The organism is Rhodococcus sp. T2V (assembly GCF_029269925.1).
GTDB lineage: Bacteria > Actinomycetota > Actinomycetes > Mycobacteriales > Mycobacteriaceae > Rhodococcus_F > Rhodococcus_F koreensis.
Window position 1 is genome coordinate 149468 of sequence record NZ_JARJBD010000008.1, and the last position, 18963, is coordinate 168430.

At 67.5% G+C, this 18963-nt stretch carries 15 protein-coding genes and 1 riboswitch; of the genes, 8 read left to right on the top strand and 7 right to left on the bottom strand.

Translation table 11 applies throughout. The features are described from left to right. Window positions 1-4 precede the first annotated feature (4 nt). Window positions 5-1120 (bottom strand): glycine cleavage system aminomethyltransferase GcvT, encoded by a 1116-nt coding sequence (gene gcvT, locus P3H15_RS10165; RefSeq protein ID WP_276137106.1) that lies wholly within the window; start codon window positions 1118-1120, stop codon window positions 5-7. After that, on the bottom strand, window positions 1117-4089 hold the full coding sequence (gcvP, locus tag P3H15_RS10170; protein WP_276137149.1) for an aminomethyl-transferring glycine dehydrogenase: 2973 nt from the start codon (window positions 4087-4089) through the stop codon (window positions 1117-1119). Before gcvP ends, gcvT begins: the two co-directional genes overlap by 4 nt. A 122-nt stretch (window positions 4090-4211) precedes the next feature. Further along, a riboswitch (glycine riboswitch) is annotated at window positions 4212-4303 on the bottom strand. A gap of 292 nt (window positions 4304-4595) precedes the next feature. Here gcvP and lipA point away from each other — a divergent pair. After that, a complete protein-coding gene (gene lipA, locus P3H15_RS10175) occupies window positions 4596-5525 on the top strand; it encodes a lipoyl synthase (protein WP_276137107.1) in 930 nt (309 codons plus the stop codon). Between the two features lie 35 nt (window positions 5526-5560). Further along, window positions 5561-6931 carry a dihydrolipoyl dehydrogenase gene (lpdA, locus tag P3H15_RS10180; RefSeq protein WP_276137108.1) on the top strand — a complete coding sequence of 457 codons (1371 nt, stop codon included), beginning with the start codon at window positions 5561-5563 and terminating at the stop codon, window positions 6929-6931. 21 nt (window positions 6932-6952) lie between these two features. Here the strand turns inward: lpdA and P3H15_RS10185 are convergent, their stop codons facing one another. From P3H15_RS10185 to P3H15_RS10195, 3 genes are all read right to left on the bottom strand, one after another. Next, the gene (locus P3H15_RS10185) at window positions 6953-8305 is read right to left on the bottom strand and encodes an MFS transporter (RefSeq protein WP_276137109.1); all 1353 of its coding nucleotides are present in this window, start codon (window positions 8303-8305) and stop codon (window positions 6953-6955) included. A 140-nt stretch (window positions 8306-8445) separates the two neighbouring features. After that, complete coding sequence (locus P3H15_RS10190; RefSeq protein ID WP_276137110.1) at window positions 8446-9951, bottom strand: NAD(P)/FAD-dependent oxidoreductase; 1506 nt, start codon at window positions 9949-9951, stop codon at window positions 8446-8448. A gap of 30 nt (window positions 9952-9981) precedes the next feature. Next, entirely contained in the window at window positions 9982-10875 is an 894-nt protein-coding gene (locus P3H15_RS10195) for an SDR family oxidoreductase (RefSeq protein WP_276137111.1), read from the bottom strand. A gap of 76 nt (window positions 10876-10951) precedes the next feature. Here P3H15_RS10195 and P3H15_RS10200 point away from each other — a divergent pair, with 76 nt between their 5' ends. The 6 genes from P3H15_RS10200 to P3H15_RS10225 all read left to right on the top strand — a co-directional run bounded on the left by P3H15_RS10200 (window position 10952) and on the right by P3H15_RS10225 (window position 16943). Further along, on the top strand, window positions 10952-11599 hold the full coding sequence (locus P3H15_RS10200; protein ID WP_276137112.1) for a TetR/AcrR family transcriptional regulator: 648 nt from the start codon (window positions 10952-10954) through the stop codon (window positions 11597-11599). A gap of 248 nt (window positions 11600-11847) precedes the next feature. Continuing rightward, on the top strand, window positions 11848-13200 hold the full coding sequence (locus P3H15_RS10205) for an MFS transporter (RefSeq protein ID WP_276137113.1): 1353 nt from the start codon (window positions 11848-11850) through the stop codon (window positions 13198-13200). An 18-nt stretch (window positions 13201-13218) separates the two neighbouring features. Next, complete coding sequence (locus P3H15_RS10210; RefSeq protein WP_095862047.1) at window positions 13219-13980, top strand: IclR family transcriptional regulator; 762 nt, start codon at window positions 13219-13221, stop codon at window positions 13978-13980. Window positions 13981-14150: 170 nt separating this feature from the next. Next, a complete protein-coding gene (locus tag P3H15_RS10215; protein WP_276137114.1) occupies window positions 14151-15884 on the top strand; it encodes an FAD-dependent oxidoreductase in 1734 nt (577 codons plus the stop codon). Between the two features lies 1 nt (window position 15885). Then, window positions 15886-16194: a YciI family protein gene (locus tag P3H15_RS10220; RefSeq protein WP_276137115.1), complete on the top strand. Its 309-nt coding sequence runs from the start codon at window positions 15886-15888 to the stop codon at window positions 16192-16194. Continuing rightward, window positions 16191-16943, top strand: coding sequence for an SDR family NAD(P)-dependent oxidoreductase (locus tag P3H15_RS10225; protein WP_276137116.1), 753 nt, complete (start codon window positions 16191-16193; stop codon window positions 16941-16943). Before P3H15_RS10220 ends, P3H15_RS10225 begins: the two co-directional genes overlap by 4 nt. A 5-nt stretch (window positions 16944-16948) precedes the next feature. Here P3H15_RS10225 and P3H15_RS10230 read toward each other — a convergent pair whose 3' ends face one another. Together P3H15_RS10230 and P3H15_RS10235 are read right to left on the bottom strand one after the other, a co-directional pair. Then, the gene (locus P3H15_RS10230) at window positions 16949-17407 is read right to left on the bottom strand and encodes a hypothetical protein (RefSeq protein WP_276137117.1); all 459 of its coding nucleotides are present in this window, start codon (window positions 17405-17407) and stop codon (window positions 16949-16951) included. A 47-nt stretch (window positions 17408-17454) separates the two neighbouring features. Beyond that, window positions 17455-18846, bottom strand: a complete 1392-nt coding sequence (locus P3H15_RS10235; protein ID WP_276137118.1) for an MFS transporter — start codon at window positions 18844-18846, stop codon at window positions 17455-17457. Between the last annotated feature and the right edge of the window lie 117 nt (window positions 18847-18963).

Genomic DNA, 18963 nt, shown 5'->3' on the forward strand with positions numbered 1-18963 from the left:
GGGTTCAGGAACGGCGGTAGAACGGCGAGGGGGTGACCACGAACGGTTCCTTCTTGCCGCGGATGTCGACGGTCAGCTCGGTGCCGGGCTCACGGAACGCGATGTCGACGAACGCCAGCGCGATCGGATGTCCGAGCGTCGGGGACAGGGCGCCGGACGTGATCGTGCCGACGGCCGTTCCGCCGGTCGCGTCGTGGACGGTGTATTCGGCGCGGGCGGCGCGGCGTCCGGTGCCTGCGAGTCCGACGAGCACCCGCTGCGGGGCCTGCTCCGACAACGTCTGCAGGGCGTCGCGGCCGACGAACTCCTTGTTCAGCCGGACCACCTTGCCGAGACCGGCCTCGTACGGATTCGTGTCGAGGGTCAGTTCGTGCCCGTAGAGCGCCATTCCGGCCTCGAGGCGCAGGGTGTCGCGGCACGCGAGACCCGCGGGGACGCCGTCCCGCTCCGTGGTGGCGGCCAGCAGTGCGCGCCACAACGCCACGGACTGTGCGTTCGGCACGTACAGCTCGAAGCCGTCCTCACCGGTGTAGCCGGTGCGGGCCAGGAGGACGTCGAGGCCGGCGACGACCGCGCGGGTGACCGCGTAGTACTTCAGTTCCGCGACGGTCTCCACCTGCGGGGCGGGGACGAGCGACTGCACGATGTCCTGGGCCGCCGGTCCCTGCACCGCGATCAGCGCGGTCTCCGCGGACTGGTCGTCGACGGTCGCCGAGAAACCGTCGGCGCGTGCCGCCAGTTCGCGGTACACGGCCGGGGCGTTCGCGGCGTTCGCGACCACCAGGAAGTGCTCGTTCGTGAGCCGGTAGACGACGAGATCGTCGATCACGCCGCCGTCCGCGTTGCACAGCAGCGAGTACTTGGCCCGCCCGACACCGATCTTCGACAGCTCGCCGGCCAGCGCGTAGTCCAGCAGTGCGCCGGATTCCGTTCCGGTGACGGCGATCTCACCCATGTGCGAGAGGTCGAACAGTCCGGCAGACTTACGGACGGCGTGGTGTTCGGCGAGTTCGCTATCGTATTTCAGCGGCATCTGCCAGCCCGCGAAGTCGGTGAAATGCGCTCCGAGAGCGCCGTGCTCGCCCAGGAGCGGGGACGCGGGTGTGGTGGTGACGGTCATGCGAAGGCCTCCTCGGGGGTCTCGGCGAGGGCCCCGGAATTTGCTTTGATTGGCAGTTTGATGTCGGTGGTGTTCTCGAAGGCCTCGGGCGCGGGGCAGGAGCACACGAGGTTGCGGTCGCCGTGCACGCCGTCGATGCGGCGTACCGGGGGCCAGTACTTGCCTGCCCGCAGCGACGCGACGGGGAAGGCGGCCAGGTGCCGCGGGTAGGGCAGATCCCAGTTGTCGGCGGTGACCTGATCCGCGGTGTGCGGGGCCTGACGCAGTGGGCTGCGTTCGAGCGGCCACACGCCGTCGCCGACCAGGTCGATTTCGCCGCGGATCGAGATCATCGCCTCGATGAAGCGGTCGAGTTCGGCCAGATCCTCGGATTCGGTGGGCTCCACCATCAGGGTGCCGCTGACGGGGAACGACAGGGTGGGGGCGTGGAAACCGTAGTCGATCAACCGCTTTGCCACGTCCTCGGCGGTCACGCCGGTGGCCTTCGTGACCGGACGCAGGTCCAGGATGCACTCGTGCGCCACCAGACCCGAGGGTCCGGTGTACAGGACGGGGAAGTGCGCGTCGAGCGCCTTCGCGACATAGTTGGCGGCCAGCACCGCGGACTTGGTGGCCTCCGTCAGACCGTCCGGGCCCATCAGCGCGATGTACGCCCACGTGATCGGCAGGATGCCGGCGGAGCCGTAGTTGGCCGCCGACACCGGAGTGCCGAGTTGGTCTCCGCCGAGCGGGTTGCCGGGGAGGAACGGCGCCAGATGTTTGCGCACCGCGACCGGTCCGACGCCGGGGCCGCCGCCGCCGTGCGGGATGCAGAACGTCTTGTGCAGGTTCAGGTGCGACACGTCGCCGCCGAACTTCCCGGGCTGGGCCAGGCCGACGAGCGCGTTGAGGTTGGCGCCGTCGACGTACACCTGGCCGCCGGCCTCGTGCACGAGATCGCACACCGTCCGCACGTCGTTCTCGTACACGCCGTGGGTGGACGGGTAGGTGAGCATGATCGCGGCGATCGTGCCCTCGTGCGCGGCGATCTTCGCGCGCAGGTCATCGAGATCGATGTTGCCGTTCTCCGCGGTCGCGACGACGACCACCCGCATGCCCGCCAGCACCGCGGACGCGGCGTTGGTGCCGTGCGCGGACTGCGGGATCAGGCAGATGTCCCGTCCGTGGTCGCCGCGGCTGTCGTGGTAGCCGTTGATCGCCAGCAGCCCGGCCAGTTCGCCCTGCGATCCGGCGTTGGGCTGCAACGACACCCGGTCGTATCCGGTGATCTCACCCAGCCACCGCTCGAGGCCGCGGATGAGTTGCAGGTAGCCGCTGGTCTGTTCGACCGGGGCGTACGGGTGGATGTTCGCGAACCCGGGCCAGCTGATCGGCTCCATCTCCACGGCGGAGTTGAGCTTCATCGTGCACGAGCCGAGCGGGATCATGGTGCGGTCGAGTGCGAGGTCCTTGTCCGACAGGGCGCGCAGGAACCGCAGCATTGCCGTCTCGGACCGGTGCTCGTGGAACACGGGGTGCTGTAGGTAGTTCGACGTGCGCAGCAGCGACTGCGGCAGCGCGGAGGTGGTTCCCGCCTGGGCGCGGGCGCCGAACGCGGCCAGGACGCGGTCGACGATCTCGTCGGTGGTGCACTCGTCGCAGGCGACCGCGACGTGGTCCGCGTCGACCAGCCTCAGGTTGATGCCGGCGCGGTCGGCACGGTCGACGACGTCGCGCGCTCCGGCCGGAACGTGCACCAGCACGGTGTCGAAGAAGCTGTCGTGGACCACCGAGTGTCCCGCCGTGCGGAGGCCGCCCGCGACGGACGTCGCGTGTCCGTGTACCCGAGTCGCGATGGCGCGCAAACCTTCCGGGCCGTGGTAGGCGGCGTACATGGCGGCGACGTTCGCGAGGAGCGCCTGCGCGGTGCAGATGTTGCTGGTCGCCTTGTCGCGCCGGATGTGCTGTTCGCGGGTCTGCAGTGCCAGCCGGTAGGCGGTCTTCCCGTCGACGTCGACGGACACCCCGACGAGCCGGCCGGGGAGCATCCGCTCGAGTCCGCCGCGCACGGCCATGTACCCGGCGTGCGGCCCGCCGAAGAACAGCGGCACACCGAAACGCTGCGCGGATCCCACCGCGATGTCGGCACCCTGCTCGCCGGGCGGCGTCAGCAGCGTCAGCGACAGCAGGTCGGCCGCGACCGTGGTCAGTGCACCGCGCTCCTGGGCGACGGCGATGAGCGGGGCCAGATCGCGCACGTGGCCGCTGGCCCCGGGCGCCTGGAACACGACGCCGAACAGGTCACCGTCCGGAAGTCCGCCGGTCAGGTCGGCCACCTCGACGTCGATGCCCACCGACTTGGCCCGGCCGCACACCACCGCGAGGGTCTGCGGCAGACAGTCGGCGTCGACGACCACCCTGTTGGTGCCGGACTTCGCTTTGTTCGCGCGCCGCATCAGCAGCACCGCTTCCATCACCGCGGTGGCCTCGTCCAGCAGGGACGCACCGGCGAGGGGCAGCGCCGTCAGGTCTTCGATGACCGTCTGGAACGTCAGCAGCGCCTCGAGCCGGCCCTGGGAAATTTCCGGCTGATACGGCGTGTACGCGGTGTACCAGGCCGGCGACTCGAGCATGTTGCGGCGCAGAACTGCGGGCGTGATGGTGTCGTGGTAACCGAGGCCGATCATCTGGACGCGGGTCTCGTTGCGCTCCGACAGCGTGCGCAGGTCGGACAGCACCTGCTGCTCCGACCGTGCCACCGGCAGGTCCATGGCCTCCGAGCTGCGGATTTGATCAGGAACCGCGGCATCGATGAGCTGATCGAGCGTGTCGTAACCGAGGGCGCTGAGCATGCGCTGGGTGGCGGAAGCGTCGGGGCCGATGTGGCGTGACGGAAAATCGCTGGTGAGAGGCGCGCTGCGATGCACGTGGCGGGATTCGACTGACACGAGGTGACTCCGGTTTCGTTGAGTCCGGACCGCACCGGACATCGACAAGGGGGCACCTCCCCGCTCTGTCCTGAAACCTGAGAGTTTGGGCGCACCGCATGAGCGGCGTGCTCTTCACCTTCGGTAAGTACCGGCCTGCGGCCGATTCTGTTCTCCAGAGTTGCCTCTACGCTGCGGTACTGGGGCCTGAGAGATTCCCGGGGAGGAAGTTGCTCCTACGGCGCCTCCGAAAAGGAGGTTCTCCCGCTGCGCGTCAACGGCGTATTCAGTTGTGGTTGGCCAAACAGTACACAGGCGTGGCGGGTTTGTCTCCCCAGGCTCCGTCCCGGTCGCCGAGCGGGCGACGATGTTGCCAAAACGCCTCGTCGTTTGGCATCCTCGAGTGATCCTCGCTCGGACGTGACCGCACACGCCGATCGGTGAGAGCCCAGACAGCCTCGAGTACAACGGTTGTCGTCGTGTGCTCGCCTTCCCCCTCACTTTCCCTCGTGCCGTGCTGCCGGGGGTCGCATACCGACCGGTTTCGACCGGTCATAGGAGTTCCCCACATGACTGCACACCCTGAGGGCCGCCGCCTGCTCCGCCTCGAAGTCCGCAACGCCCAGACCCCGGTCGAACGCAAACCGTCGTGGATGAAGGTGCAGATGCGGACCGGCCCCGAATACCGTGATCTCGCCGCCCTCGTCGAACGCGAGAACCTGAACACCGTGTGTCAGGAAGCCGGATGTCCCAACATCTTCGAATGCTGGGAGGACCGTGAGGCCACGTTCCTCATCGGCGGCAGCCAGTGCACCCGGCGGTGCGACTTCTGCCAGATCGACACCGGCCGTCCCGCGGCCCTCGATCGAGGAGAACCCCGGCGGGTCGCGGAATCGGTGCAGACCATGGGCCTCCGGTACGCCACCGTCACCGGCGTGGCGCGCGACGATCTGCCCGACGGCGGCGCCTGGCTGTACGCCGAGACGGTCCGGCAGATTCACGAACTGTGCCCGGGCACCGGCGTCGAACTGCTGATCCCGGATTTCAATGCCGACGCCGCGCAGTTGCGCGAGGTGTTCGACACCCGCCCGGAGGTACTCGCGCACAATGTGGAGACCGTTCCCCGGATCTTCCGTCGCATCCGGCCTGCCTTCACCTACGAGCGTTCCCTCGACGTCATCACGCGGGCCAGGGAGGACGGCCTGATCACCAAGTCGAACCTGATCCTCGGGATGGGGGAGACCACGGACGAGGTGATTCAGGCACTCCGGGACCTGCACGCCGCCGGCTGCCAGTTGATCACGATCACGCAGTACCTGCGGCCCTCGGCCCGGCATCATCCGGTGGAGCGGTGGGCGACACCCGACGAGTTCGTGATGCTCGATGGGGTCGCCCGCGAGATCGGATTCCTCGGCGTTCTGTCCGGCCCGCTCGTGCGGTCGTCCTACCGGGCGGGCCGCCTGCACGCCGAAGCGGTCGCCGCCACCGCTGCCCTCTGATGTCGATTCCCTTTCCGTTCCAGCAAGGAGTTCCCATGTCCCGATCTGCAGATGTCGTCATCCTCGGCGGCGGTTCCGGCGGCTACGCGGCCGCCATCCGCTCGGCCGAACTGGGCCGTTCGGTCATTCTGATCGAAGAGAACGAACTCGGCGGCACCTGCCTGCACCAGGGGTGCATTCCGACCAAGGCGCTGCTGCATTCCGCCGAGGTCGCCGACAGTGCCCGCACGGCCGCGCAGTTCGGGGTCGACGTCACGTTCGGCGGGGTCGACCTCGAAAAGGTGCTGAGCTATCAGAACGCCATCGTCACCCGCCTGCACAAGGGCCTGCACGGTCTCGTCGACTCCCACGGCATCACCGTCGTCAACGGACGCGGACGGCTGGTCGGGCCCAACGGTGTCGAGGTCGACGGCGAGGTGATCACCGGCGGGGCTGTCGTCCTGGCGACAGGCTCGTCTCCGAAGGCGTTGCCGGGCATCAGCATCGGCGGCAGGGTCGTCACCAGTGATCAGGCGCTTGTGCTGCCGACGGTCCCGAAGAAGGCGATCATCCTCGGCGGCGGCGTCATCGGCGTCGAATTCGCCAGTGTGTGGGCGTCGTTCGGCGCGTCGGTGACGATCGTCGAGGCGATGCCGAGGCTGGTCCCGAACGAGGACGAGACGGTCTCCAAATACCTGGAGCGGGCGTTCCGTCGTCGCAAGATCGCCGCGAAGACCGGGGTGCGGGTCACCGAGGTGGCGCAGGACGACGACGCGGTGACCGTCACCCTCGACTCCGGCGACGTGCTCGACGCCGACGTCGTGCTGGTCGCGGTGGGCCGCGGTCCGAACACCGCCTCGATGGGGTACGAGGAGACCGGCGTGGTCCTCGACCGGGGATTCGTGGTCACCAGCGACCGGCTGCGCACCACCGTGCCGAACGTCTTCGCGGTCGGCGACATCGTGCCCGGACTCCAGCTCGCGCACCGCGGGTTCCAGCAGGGCATCTTCGTGGCGGAGGAGATCGCCGGACTCCGTCCGGACGTCATCGACGAGACCGGCATTCCCCGCGTCACGTACTCCCACCCCGAGGTCGCGTCGGTCGGGCTGACCGAGACCGCGGCGCGCGAGAAGTTCGGCGACGAGATCCGGACGGTCGTCTACGACCTCGCCGGCAACGGCAAGAGTCAGATCCTCAAGACGTCGGGGGCGGTCACACTCGTGGCGGCGCCGGACGGCGTCGTGGTCGGTGTGCACATGGTCGGCGACCGCGTCGGCGAGCTGATCGGCGAGGCGCAGCTGCTGTACAACTTCGGGATCGACGCCGCCCAGGCCGCGAAGTTCGTGCACGCCCACCCCACCCAGGGCGAGGCCCTCGGCGAGGCACTGCTGGCAGTGGCCGGCAAACCTCTCCACGTCCACGCCTAGGCCCTCCGGGCCCGTGAGTGGTTAGCGAGTCTCTGCACTCGTTAACCACTCACGGGTGGCGGAGCCGCCGGTCTTCTCGAATCGCAGTCGCGACACGGCAATGCCGGCGAGCAGGAAGGACACGGCGACGAGTGTGTACAGCTGCGTCGGCGACCAGTCGCGGTCGAGGAGGGCGCCCGCGACGATCGGGGACGCGATGGCGCCGACGCGTCCGATGCCGATGCCCCAGCCGACTCCGGTGGCGCGGACGGCCGGGGAGTAGACCGACGGGGTGATCGCGTACAGCCCGGCGATGCAGCCGTTGGCGAAGACGCCGATGAGGGCGCCGAGCCCGAACGCGACGACGATGGATGCGGTGGCGGGGACGAAGACGACGAGGAGCACCCCAGCGATCACCAGGTAGGCGATGAGCACCCGCTTCAGGGCGAACCGCGCCGACAGCGCGCCGAGCAGGGTAGCGCCGAAGATGCCGCCGAGGTTGAGGAGCACGCCGCCGGTGACGCCCTGGTTCGCGGACATGCCAGCCTCGACCAGCAGTTTCGGCGTCCAACTGGTGACGAAGTAGAAGCCGAACATCGCAGTGAAGAACGCGAACCACACCAGGAGGGTGCTGCGGCGCCGCTCCGGGGAGAGGAGCACGCGCACCGCGAATCCGGCGTCCGCAGCGGCGGCGGCGCGCGGTGCGGGCAGGTCGTCGAGGGGCGGCTGACCGGCCCGCCGCGCGAACGCGTTGATCCGGTCGAGGGCATTGGCCGGGCGACGCACGAGCAGGAAGTCGATCGATTCGGGGAGTCGCGCGTAGACGACGGGGATGATCACGGCCGTGCACAGGCCACCGAACAGGAACACCGAGCGCCAGCCGAGTGAATTCTGCAGCACGACGGCGATGATGCCGCCGAGGGTGGCGCCGACGGCGTACCCGGTGGAATTGAGGCTCACGGCCAGCCCGCGCCAGCGGTTGGACGCGTACTCACTGGCAATGACGTTGCTGCTGGCGAGGATTCCGCCGATTCCGACTCCGGTGAGCGCGCGGAGCAGACCGAGTTGCATCGCGTTCTGGCTGACCGCGGACAGCAGCATGCCCGACGACGCCAGCGCCAGGCACAGCAGGATCATGGCGCGGCGACCGATGGTGTCTGCCCACGGCGCCAGGAACAGCGATCCCGCGGCCATGCCGAACAGCCCGGCGCTGAGCAGGAGGCCGACGACGGAGCCGGACAGTTCCCACTCCTGCGACACCGACTGCGCGGTGAACGCCATGACGAGGACGTCGAAGCCGTCGAGCACGTTGAGTAGACCGCAGATGGCGATGGCGCCCCATTGGTAGTGCGTCATCGGACTGCTGTCGATGCGTTCGCGAAGGTCGAATTGCATGCTCGGGACCTGCTCTTCCTCGGAGGTGGGCTGTGATGTGGCTCACGACCCACTTACCGTGGCTGACAGGTCACCCGTTTCCAACTCCGATTCCGAATGTCGGAAGACACCACCCGTGAGTACTTGTTAACCGCCGGCGGTTAACAAGTACTCACGGGCGCGAAGCGCATAGCGTCGTCGACGATCTTGCCGTGCCGCAGCGTCACCAGGTCGCGGAAGTAGTTCATCCGCAGCCGCCACGGTGCTTTCGAACCCTGCTTCGGGAACGACTCCACCGACCGCAGCACGTAGCCGGCGGCGAAGTCGAGGAACGGCTCCTCGTCGACCGAACTGTCCCGTTCCGGGGAGCACTGCGCGAACCCGTTCGCGTCCATGTGCGCGAGCAGACGGCAGACGTACTCGCACACCAGGTCGGCCTTGAGCGTCCAGGACGCGTTGGTGTACCCGATGACGAACGCGAAATTGGGCACCCCGCTGAGCATCATCCCCTTGTACGCCATGGTCTCGGTGAGGTCGATGTCGCGGCCGTCGACGGCGAGTGTCATCCCGCCGAACGCGAGCAGGTTCAAACCCGTTGCGGTGACGACGACGTCGGCGCGCAGCTCGTCGCCGGACTTCAGCGTGATCCCGGTTTCGGTGAACGTGTCGATGTGATCGGTCACGATCGACACTTCGTCGTTGCGGATGGCGCGGAACAGATCCCCGTTGGGCACGAGGCACAGTCGCTGATCCCACGGGTTGTAGTGGGGCGTGAAGTGTTTGTCGATGTCGTAGCCCTTGGGCAGCCACTTCTCCTGGAGTTGCCGGATGCGGCCCTTCATGAATTCCGGGTACCTCTGGCACAGTTGGTAGATCGCCGTCGCCACCGACGCGTTCTTGAGCCGTGTCAGCGCGTAGGCGAGCCGCGTGGGCAGGTGGCGCCGCAGTTTGTTGGCCAGCTTGTCCTTGGCCGGCATCGAGATGATGTACGTGGGCGAGCGCTGCAGCATGGTCACGTGTGCGGCCTCGGCGGCCATCGACGGCGCCAGCGTCACCGCGGTGGCGCCGCTGCCGATGATGACCACCCGCTTGCCGGCGTAGTCGAGGTCTTCGGGCCACTTCTGCGGGTGCACGACCTGCCCGGCGAACCGGTCGATGCCCGGGAACTCGGGGGTGTAGCCCTCGTCGTAGCGGTAGTACCCACTGCAGGACATCAGGAAATCGGCGGTGAACCGGACGGTCTCACCGGTGTCGGTGCGCTCGGCGTCGATCGTCCAACAGGCGTTCGGGGTCGACCACTCGGCGCGAACAACCCTGTGCCGGAACCGGATGTTCCGGTCGATCCCGTGCTCGGTCGCCGTGTCCTTGACGTACTCGAGGATCGCGGGACCGTCGGCGATCGACTTGTCGTTCTCCCACGGCCGGAAGCGGTAGCCCAACGTGTACATGTCGGAATCGGACCGAATTCCGGGGTAGCGGAACAGGTCCCACGTGCCGCCGATCGACTCGCGGCTCTCCAGGATCGCGTAGGTCCGGCCGGGGAAGCTGTCCTGCAGGTGGTACGCGGCACCGATCCCGGACAGTCCGGCCCCGACGATCAGCACGTCGAGGTGTTCGACGGGAGCCTTCGCGCCGGTGGTGTCGGCGGCGGTATCGGTGTGTGACATGAACACTCTCTCGCTGGGTGGGACGGCTGACTATTTCGGGTCTACGGCGACGTCGTCGAGAGCGACATTACGTGCGCTGGTCGAGCGGCCGAGCTTCGCCACCTCCTCGTCCATCAGCGGAAGAATGCGGGGGACGTGGGGCAGTGTGTTGCGATCGCCGACGCGCGACGTCACCACCGCCTTCAGCCAGCCGGCGAGCGCGACCCACCGCGGAACGTAGACCCGGCGTCTCCGCTTGGCCAGGGCATCGACGAATGCGTCGACGCAGGGACCCACCGGCGACGTCTTGCCGACCGGTCCCGGCAGGGCCGCGAGAAGTTGCTTGAATGCGGTGAGGTCGGCTTTCGCGTCCTGGACGAGCGGGGTGTCGATCCACGACATGTGGGCCGAGCCCACGGCGACGCCGCGGTGCGCGACTTCGAGGCGCAGGACATTGGCGAAATGTTCGACGCCGGCCTTGCTCGCGCAGTACGCGGCCAGACCGGGCGCGGGTGCGAACGCGGCGAGCGAGGAGACGATCAGGATGTAGCCCTTGCGTTCGATCACGGACGGAAGTGCAGCCCGGACGGTGTGGAAGACCCCGAGGATGTTGACGTCGATGACCCGCGTGAACGTGGCGGGGTCGACCTGCATCACCGAGCCGTAGCTGGCGATGCCGGCGTTCGCGAGAACGACGTCGATGCCCCCGAACTTCGCGACGCCGGAGTCCACGGCTTTCTGCATGGCGGGCAGGTCGCAGACGTCGGCGGCCACGGCGAGCGCGACGTCGTCACCGAGTTCCGCGGCGAGGGCCTTCAGCGGCTCGGCGTCCAGATCGATCAGGATCAGTTTGACGCCCTTGCGGGCGAGGGTGCGGGACGTCTCGGCTCCGATGCCCCGCGCGGCTCCGGTGACGAGTGCGACTTTGTTCCTGAGCGTGGGCATGGGATCTCCTGGCGTGTGATCTGGCACCGTTCAGTGTCAGTTTGTATCTGGAACTGTGCGGTGTCAATATTGGGGAGTGAGTTCGCCCAGGCTCGACGAGACGGGCCGCACCTACCGAGGTGCGGGCCCTCGCCAGCGTCAGGAAGAGCGCCGCGCGCGGCTCGTCGACGCCGCTGTCGAAGTGTTCGGGACGAGCGGATACCGGTCGGCGACCGTCGAGAAGATCTGCGCGACCGCCGGGCTCACCAAGCGCTACTTCTACGAGTCGTTCGACGACAGCGAGGCCCTGCTGCTGGCGGCGTACGCGAGCGTGACCGACCGCCTCCGGGACAGCGTCCTGCGCGGCGCGGGGGACGGGGGTGCCGATCTGGACGCCAGGGTTCGCGGGGCGCTGACCGCGTTCTTCCAATCCGTCGCCGACGACCCGCGGATCCCACGGATCGCGTTCCAGGAGGTCCTCGGTGTCGGCCCGGAAGTCGACGCCGCCTACCGCCGCGTCACGCGGTCGTTCGTGGACGCCGTGCTCGTCGTCATCGGTCCGGCCGTCGACCGCACCGCGTTCCCGGAGTTCCACCTCCGCACCCTCGCGACCGGCCTGGTCGGAGCGGTGCTGATGATCGCCCAGCAGTGGGTGCTGTCGGAGAACCCTCAGCCGATCGAGACGGTCATCGCCAGCGCGCACACCATTCTCTCGGCCGTCCTGGGTGAACTCGGCCCCATGTGAGTGGCGTCGTGTGCCGGGGCACGCTTTAGCACTCACGTGGGGGTGGATGCGGGCAAAACTGTCCCCGGCGAACCCCTAACCTTCTCGGACGAACGGGACGCTCGTTCGATCTGACGCAACGGGCGTCCCGTTCGTCCGGGACAGAACGGTGGTGCGACCTTTCCAATGGATGGATGTGACGTTGCGCACGCGTGGGCGCGGTTGGCACGTTGAGTCACACCACGCCCGGCCCGATCGCAGGAGAGTCGATGAACGTATCCGCCGTGACGCACGACAGCCCGACAGACGCGCCACCCGTCGAGGTCGCGAAGACGCCGAAGAAGGCGGCGCTCGCGTCGTTCCTCGGGAGCGCGCTCGAGTACTACGACTTCTTCATCTACGGGTCCGCCGCCGCCCTCGTCTTCGGGCACACGTTCTTCCCGGCCGGCAACGACGCGATCGGCACGGTCGCCGCGCTCGCGACGTTCGGCGTCGGCTACGTGGCCCGGCCGGTCGGCGGAATCGTGCTGGGCCACTTCGGGGACAAGCTGGGCCGTAAGAAGATTCTGTTGCTGACGCTGCTCATCATGGGACTGTCGAGTCTCGCGATCGGGTTCCTGCCCACCTACGAGCAGATCGGCATCGCCGCCCCGATCCTGCTGGTCCTGTGCCGCCTCGCGCAGGGATTCTCCGCGGGCGGTGAGGCGGCAGGCGCCAGCACGCTCACGCTCGAGCATTCACCGGAGGGGCGGCGGGCGTTCTTCACGAGTTTCACGATGACCGGTTACGCGGCCGGGATGGTCCTCGCGACCCTCGTCTTCATCCCGGTGGCCGCGCTGCCGAAGGAGCAACTCGACAGCTGGGGCTGGCGAATTCCGTTCTGGTGCAGCGCCGTGATGCTCGTGGTCGCCTACTTCGTGCGCACCAAGCTCGACGAGACTCCGGTGTTCGAGGAGTCACGCGAGCACGCGGAGGTGCAGAAACTGCCCGTCGTCACCGTCGTCACCACCCAGTGGCGGGACGTCCTGAGGATCGCGCTGTGCTCGCTGTTCGCCGTCGGGCAGACGGTGTTCACCGTCTTCGGGCTCGCCTACGCCACCGGACCCGACGTCGGCATCGACCGCACCACGATGCTGTGGGCGTCGTCGGCGTCGATCGCGGGTTCCATCGTCGCGATACCTCTGCTCGCCAAGCTGTCGGACCGCGTCGGACGCCGCCCCGTCTGGATCACCGGCACTCTCGGATGCGGTGTCACCATCTTCGGGTACTTCTGGGCCATCTCGGTCGGCTCCGTTCCGCTGATCTTCGTCGCCGCCCTGCTCACGATGACGCTGTTCTACTCGATGGTGAACGGCCTGTGGCCGAGCTTCTTCACCGAGATGTTCGCGGCGCCCGTGCGCTATTCCGGTTTCGCCGTCGGCACGCAGATCGGTTTCCTCATCGCCGGTTTCGCCCCGGCGATCGGCTGGGCACTGCTGGGCACCGGGGCGAACGCGTGGGTCCCGGTCGCGGTGTTCACGGCACTGTGCATGCTGGTCTCGTCCGTCGCCGCCTTCACCGCCCGCGAGACGTACCGGGTGCCGCTGGCCGAACTCGGGCGTCCGTCGACCTCGCGGGAGTAGCCGGAGGACAATGGGGCGATGTCACGGACACCGACAGGAGAATCGGTCACTGCCCGCGTCGTGAGGGTCTTGTCTTCCTTCGACGCGGACACACCGTCCCTGTCGGTGTCCGACATTGCGCGTCGATCCGACCTCCCCGTCGCGACGGCGCACCGCATCGTCGGCGAACTCGTCAAGTTCCGCCTCCTCGAACGCAACGACACCCGCATCAGCATCGGGGTCCGGATGTGGGAACTGGGGTCCCGCGGTTCGCACACGCTCAGCCTGCGCGAGGCGGCGATGCCGTTCATGGAAGACGTGAACGCCGCGATCAAACAGCACACGCAGCTGGGCGTCCTCGACGGCAACGAGGTGCTGTTCGTCGAACGGCTCTCCACCCGCGGGTCCGTCGTCAACGTCACCAAGATCGCCGGACGGCTGCCGGTGCATGCGTGCTCGTCCGGTCTGGTCCTGATGGCGAACGCCTCCCGCGACGTGCAGGACGAATTGCTGTCGCAACCGCTCGAGCGGTACACCGACGCCACCGTCACCGACCCCGACCAGATGCGGCGTCTCCTCGCCGAGGTGCGGCACCAGCACTTCGCGGTGGCCGCCGGTCTCATCACCCCGGGTGCGACGGGAGTCGCTGTGCCCGTGCGGGACAGCGACGGTGGCAAGGTGATCGCCGCCCTGTCCGTCGTCATCCCGCACGATCAGGCGAACCCGCAGTCGGTGGTGGCGGCTCTGACGACGGCGTCGCGCGGCATCACCCGGGCGATGACGCGCGGATCGCGGCACTGACAGAAACCTTTCCATCCATTGGAGTCGAGCTGTGACCCCAGTCTCGGCTGGGCCAGAGTGGGTGACACGAACACACCGTCACCGATCGCACAGTGTGACTCCAAACATGCTGCACAGCAGTGTCTTCGCGCGCCGCGATCGAGTGCAGACTCTCCAGGGAAGGTCCACATATGAGTTCGAAATCCGTCAAATGCGACCTGTTGGTCATCGGGTCCGGGGCCGCGGGCATGGCCGCCGCGCTCAAGGCCGCGAGCGAAGGTCACAGCGTCATCGTCGCCGAGAAGTCGAAGTGGCTCGGCGGCACCACCGCCATCTCGGGCGGCTGGGCGTGGGTGCCGGGCAACAAGCAGGGCGTCGCGCAGGGCGACACCCGCCAGGAGATCGAAACGTACATCCGGGCACTCGCCAAGGACTGCTACAAGGCCGAGATGGTCGACACCTTCCTCGACGAGGTCCCCGAGGCGATCGACTGGCTCGAACGCGACACCGACGTCGAATTCGTCTATCCGGAAATGGCTCCGGATTACCAGATGGACGCCCCGGGTGCGAAGCCGTCGGGGCGCGCGATCTCCGGCAAGGTCGTCGACGCGCGCACGCTCGGCGAGAACCGGCTCCGGTTGCGCCCCTACCTCGACACCTACACTGTGTTCGGGTACATGCCTGAGGTCGGACCAGACATCGCGCAATTCCTGCACGCCAACCAGTCGTGGAAATCGTTTGCCTACGTGTCGAAGAAGCTCCTCAAGACGTGGGTCGAGACGGTGCTCTGCCGACGGTCGTTCGACCGGACCAACGGCAATTCGCTGATGGTGCGGATGGTGTCGTCCGCCGCGAAGCTCGGCATCCGGATGTGGACCGAGACACCCGTCACGAAGATCCTGCAGTCGGAGAACGGGGTCGTCACCGGCGCCGTGCTCGGGGGAGTTCACGCGGCAACGGTGGAGGCGCGGCTCGGAGTCGTCATCGCGGCAGGGGGCTACTCCTCGGACGCCGCCCTGCGTGCCGAGTACTGGGGTCATGATCCGCACGGCGACAACCACTTCACGCCCACCGTCGGGCACGACGGCGACAACGTGCGCCTGGCCGCGCCGCTCGGCGGGCACGTCGACACCGACGTCCACGAGCCGGCAGCCTGGGCGCCGGTCACGGTGTTCACCGGTCTGCGCGGACAGCAGCGGATCTTCCCGCACCTGCGTGCGTTCGGGCTTCCCGGACTGATCGCCGTGAACCGCAAGGGCGAACGCTTCGCCAACGAGTCGAGTTCGTACCACGACTTCGGCATGGCGATGATTCAGGAGAACGCCGGCCAAGACGAGACGTTCGGCTACATCATCGCCGACTCGAAAGCCATGAACAAGTACGGAATCGGCTACGCGAAGCCGCGGCCCATCCCGCAGGGCTATTTCAAGAAGACCGGATTCCTCCACAAGGCCGACACGGTCGAGGATCTCGCTCGAAAGATCGGTGTCGACGCCGCCGGGCTGAAGAAGACCCTGTCCGAGTTCAACGCGGGTGCCGCCAAGGGGGAGGACCCGAAGTTCAATCGCGGATCCAACTGGTTCCACCACTTCAAGGGCGACATGGAGCACCAGCCCAATCCGAACCTCGAGCCGCTCGACAAGGGACCGTACTACGCGGCGAAGATCGAGATGGGCGATCTCGGCGCCTACTCCGGCCTCGCCGTCGATCGGCACAGCCAGGTCCTCGACGACGACAACCAGCCGATCCCCGGTCTCTTCGCGGCCGGTTCCGCGGCGGTCAGCATCTTCGGCGGCGGATACCCGGGCTACGGCGCCAACATCGGGCCCGCCCTCGTCTTCGGATACACCATCGGCCGGGACGCCGAGATCCTCGCGTCGCTGCGCAGCGAATCCACCACACCGACCGTCCTGGAGGAGGTCTGACGTGCCGTTCTACCTCGTCCGCTACGCATACACCGGCGACACCGCCGGCCGGGACACGCATCGTCCCGAACACAAGAGTCACCTGCAGGCCGCCGCCGACCGCGGACTCATCCTCGGGTCGGGACCGTTCGCCGGGGGAGAAGATCCCGGCGCCGCCATGGTCTACGAGGCCGCGGACCGGCAGGACGTCGTCGACGTCGTCGAGGGCGACCCGTTCCGGACGCACGGATACGTCGCGTCGTACGACATCACCGAATGGATTCCGATGATCGGCCCGTGGGCCGTCGCAGCAGTGGGAGGAAGGTCATGACAGGTCGAGTGGCAGGGAAGGTCGCCGTCGTCACGGGAGCGAACGGTGATCTCGGCGGCGCGACCGCCCGGATGCTCGCCGAGGAAGGGGCGCTGGTTGCCGCGCTCGACCTGAAACTCCCGGACGCACCGTGGGATTCGGAGGCGATCACGCCATTCGCCGTCGACGTCACCGACGAGACCAGTGTCGCCGATGCCGTCGCAGCGATCGTCGAAACCGTCGGCGTCCCCGACGTTCTCGTCAACTGCGCCGGCATCATCGGCAGGCCCGCACCGTCACACGAGGCGTCGGTCGCCGAGTTCGACCAGATCTTCGACGTCAACGTCAAGGGCGTCTGGCTGATGACCAAACACGTGGTGCCCCACATGATCGGCCGGAACAAGGGCAGCATCGTGAACTTCTCGTCGATCCACGGGCTGACCGGAGGCGCCAACGTCCCGCTGTACCACGCGTCGAAGGGCGCGGTGCGGCTGCTGAGCAAATCCGACGCCGTCACGTACGGGCCGGACGGGATTCGCGTCAACTCGATCCACCCCGGGTCGATGCGAACGGCGATGAGCCGGCGGTCGGCGGAGGGCAGCGCGCTCGGGCCGGAGGAGTACTACCGCCAACTCGTGTCGGGCAACCCCCTTCCGCGGCAGGGCGAACCCGACGAGATCGCGTACGGGGTGCTCTACCTCGCCTCGGACGAGTCCGGCTTCACCACCGGCACCGAACTCGTCGTCGACGGTGGCTACACGGCGCACTGAGGCCGTCAGCCGAAGTGCCGCGCCAGACGCCGGTGCCGGTGCCCGAAGAACGCGCCCAGGACGCGGGCGAGCACCGGCGTCAGCGGCACCAGCGGAAGCCTCGGCTCGAACGTGATCCGGTCGTGGACGCCGGTGCTGCCGTCGTCGAACGGCCGGAGCGTGCGTTCGTGCTCCCACCGGCGCATGCTGAGCATCGTCGACTTCTCGTGGAACCGCAGGCCCGGTTCCAGCTCCGCGATGGTCAGATCGTCATAGTCGAACGGGACCAGCCCGAACAGTCGCAGCCACGCCCGGCCGAGCGGTTCACCGACCGCGACCGAGTCGATGGTGATCGACTCCTGACCGCGCGGGATGCTCATCGTCATCCACGGACGCATCTCGTCGTTGATTCCCTCCGGATCGACGACCCTCGCCCACACCTGCCCGATCGGCGCGCCGACGACCGAGCTGCGTTCGATGATCACCGCCTCATCATCGTCGACTCGCACGACGAGGTGCAACGGGCTCGCTGTCAGTGCCGCCGCAGGGCGCGCTTGCGGTCGGCGCGGGCCTGCATCTCGGCGAGGTCGAGGCGCTTGATCGGGCCGACGACGAAGATGTACGAGACGACTGTCAGCAGCGCGCACACACCCACGTAGACGAGCGCGAGTTCGAAGGAGCCGTAGCTGTCGACGATGTAGCCGATGACGATCGGTGTGGTGATGCTGGCGACCGATCCGAAGGTGTTGAAGACGCCGCCGCCGAGGCCGGAGATTTCCTTCGGCGAGATGTCGGCCATGACGGCCCAGCCGAGCGCGCCGAGGCCCTTGCCGAAGAAGGACACGCACATCAGGACGACGACGAGCCAGGAGGCCTCGACGAAGTTGCAGCCGATGATCGCGGTGGCCAGTAGCAGACCGGTGATGATGGGGGTTTTGCGAGCCCTGGTCAGGGACCAGCCCAGGCGCAGCAGCGCATCCGAGATCAGGCCACCGCTGATGCCGCCGACGAAACCGCAGATCGCGGGGAGGACGGCGATGAAGCCCGCCTCGAGGATGCTCATGCCTCGTTCCTGGACGAGGTAGACCGGGAACCAGGTGAGGAAGAACCAGGTGATGGTGGTGATGAAGAACTGACCGACGAACACGCCGAGCGTCATCCGGTTCGTCAGCAGGAGTTTCATGTAGCGAAGCTGATCGGATCCGGCCTGCTGTTTCTGGCCCGGTTGGTCCATGTCGACCAGCGCGCCACCGGCTTCGATGTACTCGAATTCGGGCTTCTTCAGGCGCGGGTGCTTGCGGGGGCTGTAGACGACCTTCGTCCAGATCAATCCGAGGGCGATTCCGATGCCACCGATGACGGTGAATACGTGCTCCCAGCCCAGCGCGGTGACGAGCCACCCCATGATCGGGGCGAAGACGACGGTCGAGAAATACTGGGCGGAGTTGAAGATCGAGGCAGCGGTCCCGCGCTCCTTGGCCGGGAACCAGGCGGAGACGATCTTGGAATTGCCGGGGAAGGCAGGGGATTCGGTGAGCCCGACAAGGAAGCGGAGGCCGACCAGCAGACCCACCGCGGTGCCCATGCTGAAGCTGCCGAGGAAGCCTTGCAGGACGGTGAAGGTCGACCAGGTCACGATCGCCCAGCCGTACACCTTCTTCGCGCCGTAGCGGTCGAGAAGCCAGCCGCCCGGAATCTGCCCGATCAGGTACGCCCACCCGAAGGCGGAGAAGATGTACCCGAGGGTGACCGAGCTGATACCGAATTCGTCCTGGATCGAGTCGCCGGCAATCGAGATGGTCGCGCGGTCCGCGTAGTTGATCACGGTCACCGCGAAGATCATCGCCAGGATCGTGTATCGGACCTTGCCGATCTTCAAGGTCGAGGCGATGGTCGACTCGTCGACCGAGCGACTGAGGGTCATGACTGAGGGCTCCTTCGGAGGGGCGTGAAGAATGGTGCCGGCGAATGGACCGTGTCGTGAGTCACATGCGCGAATGAACCGAATGTACAGACGCCGACGTATGCGCGTCCAAGCCCG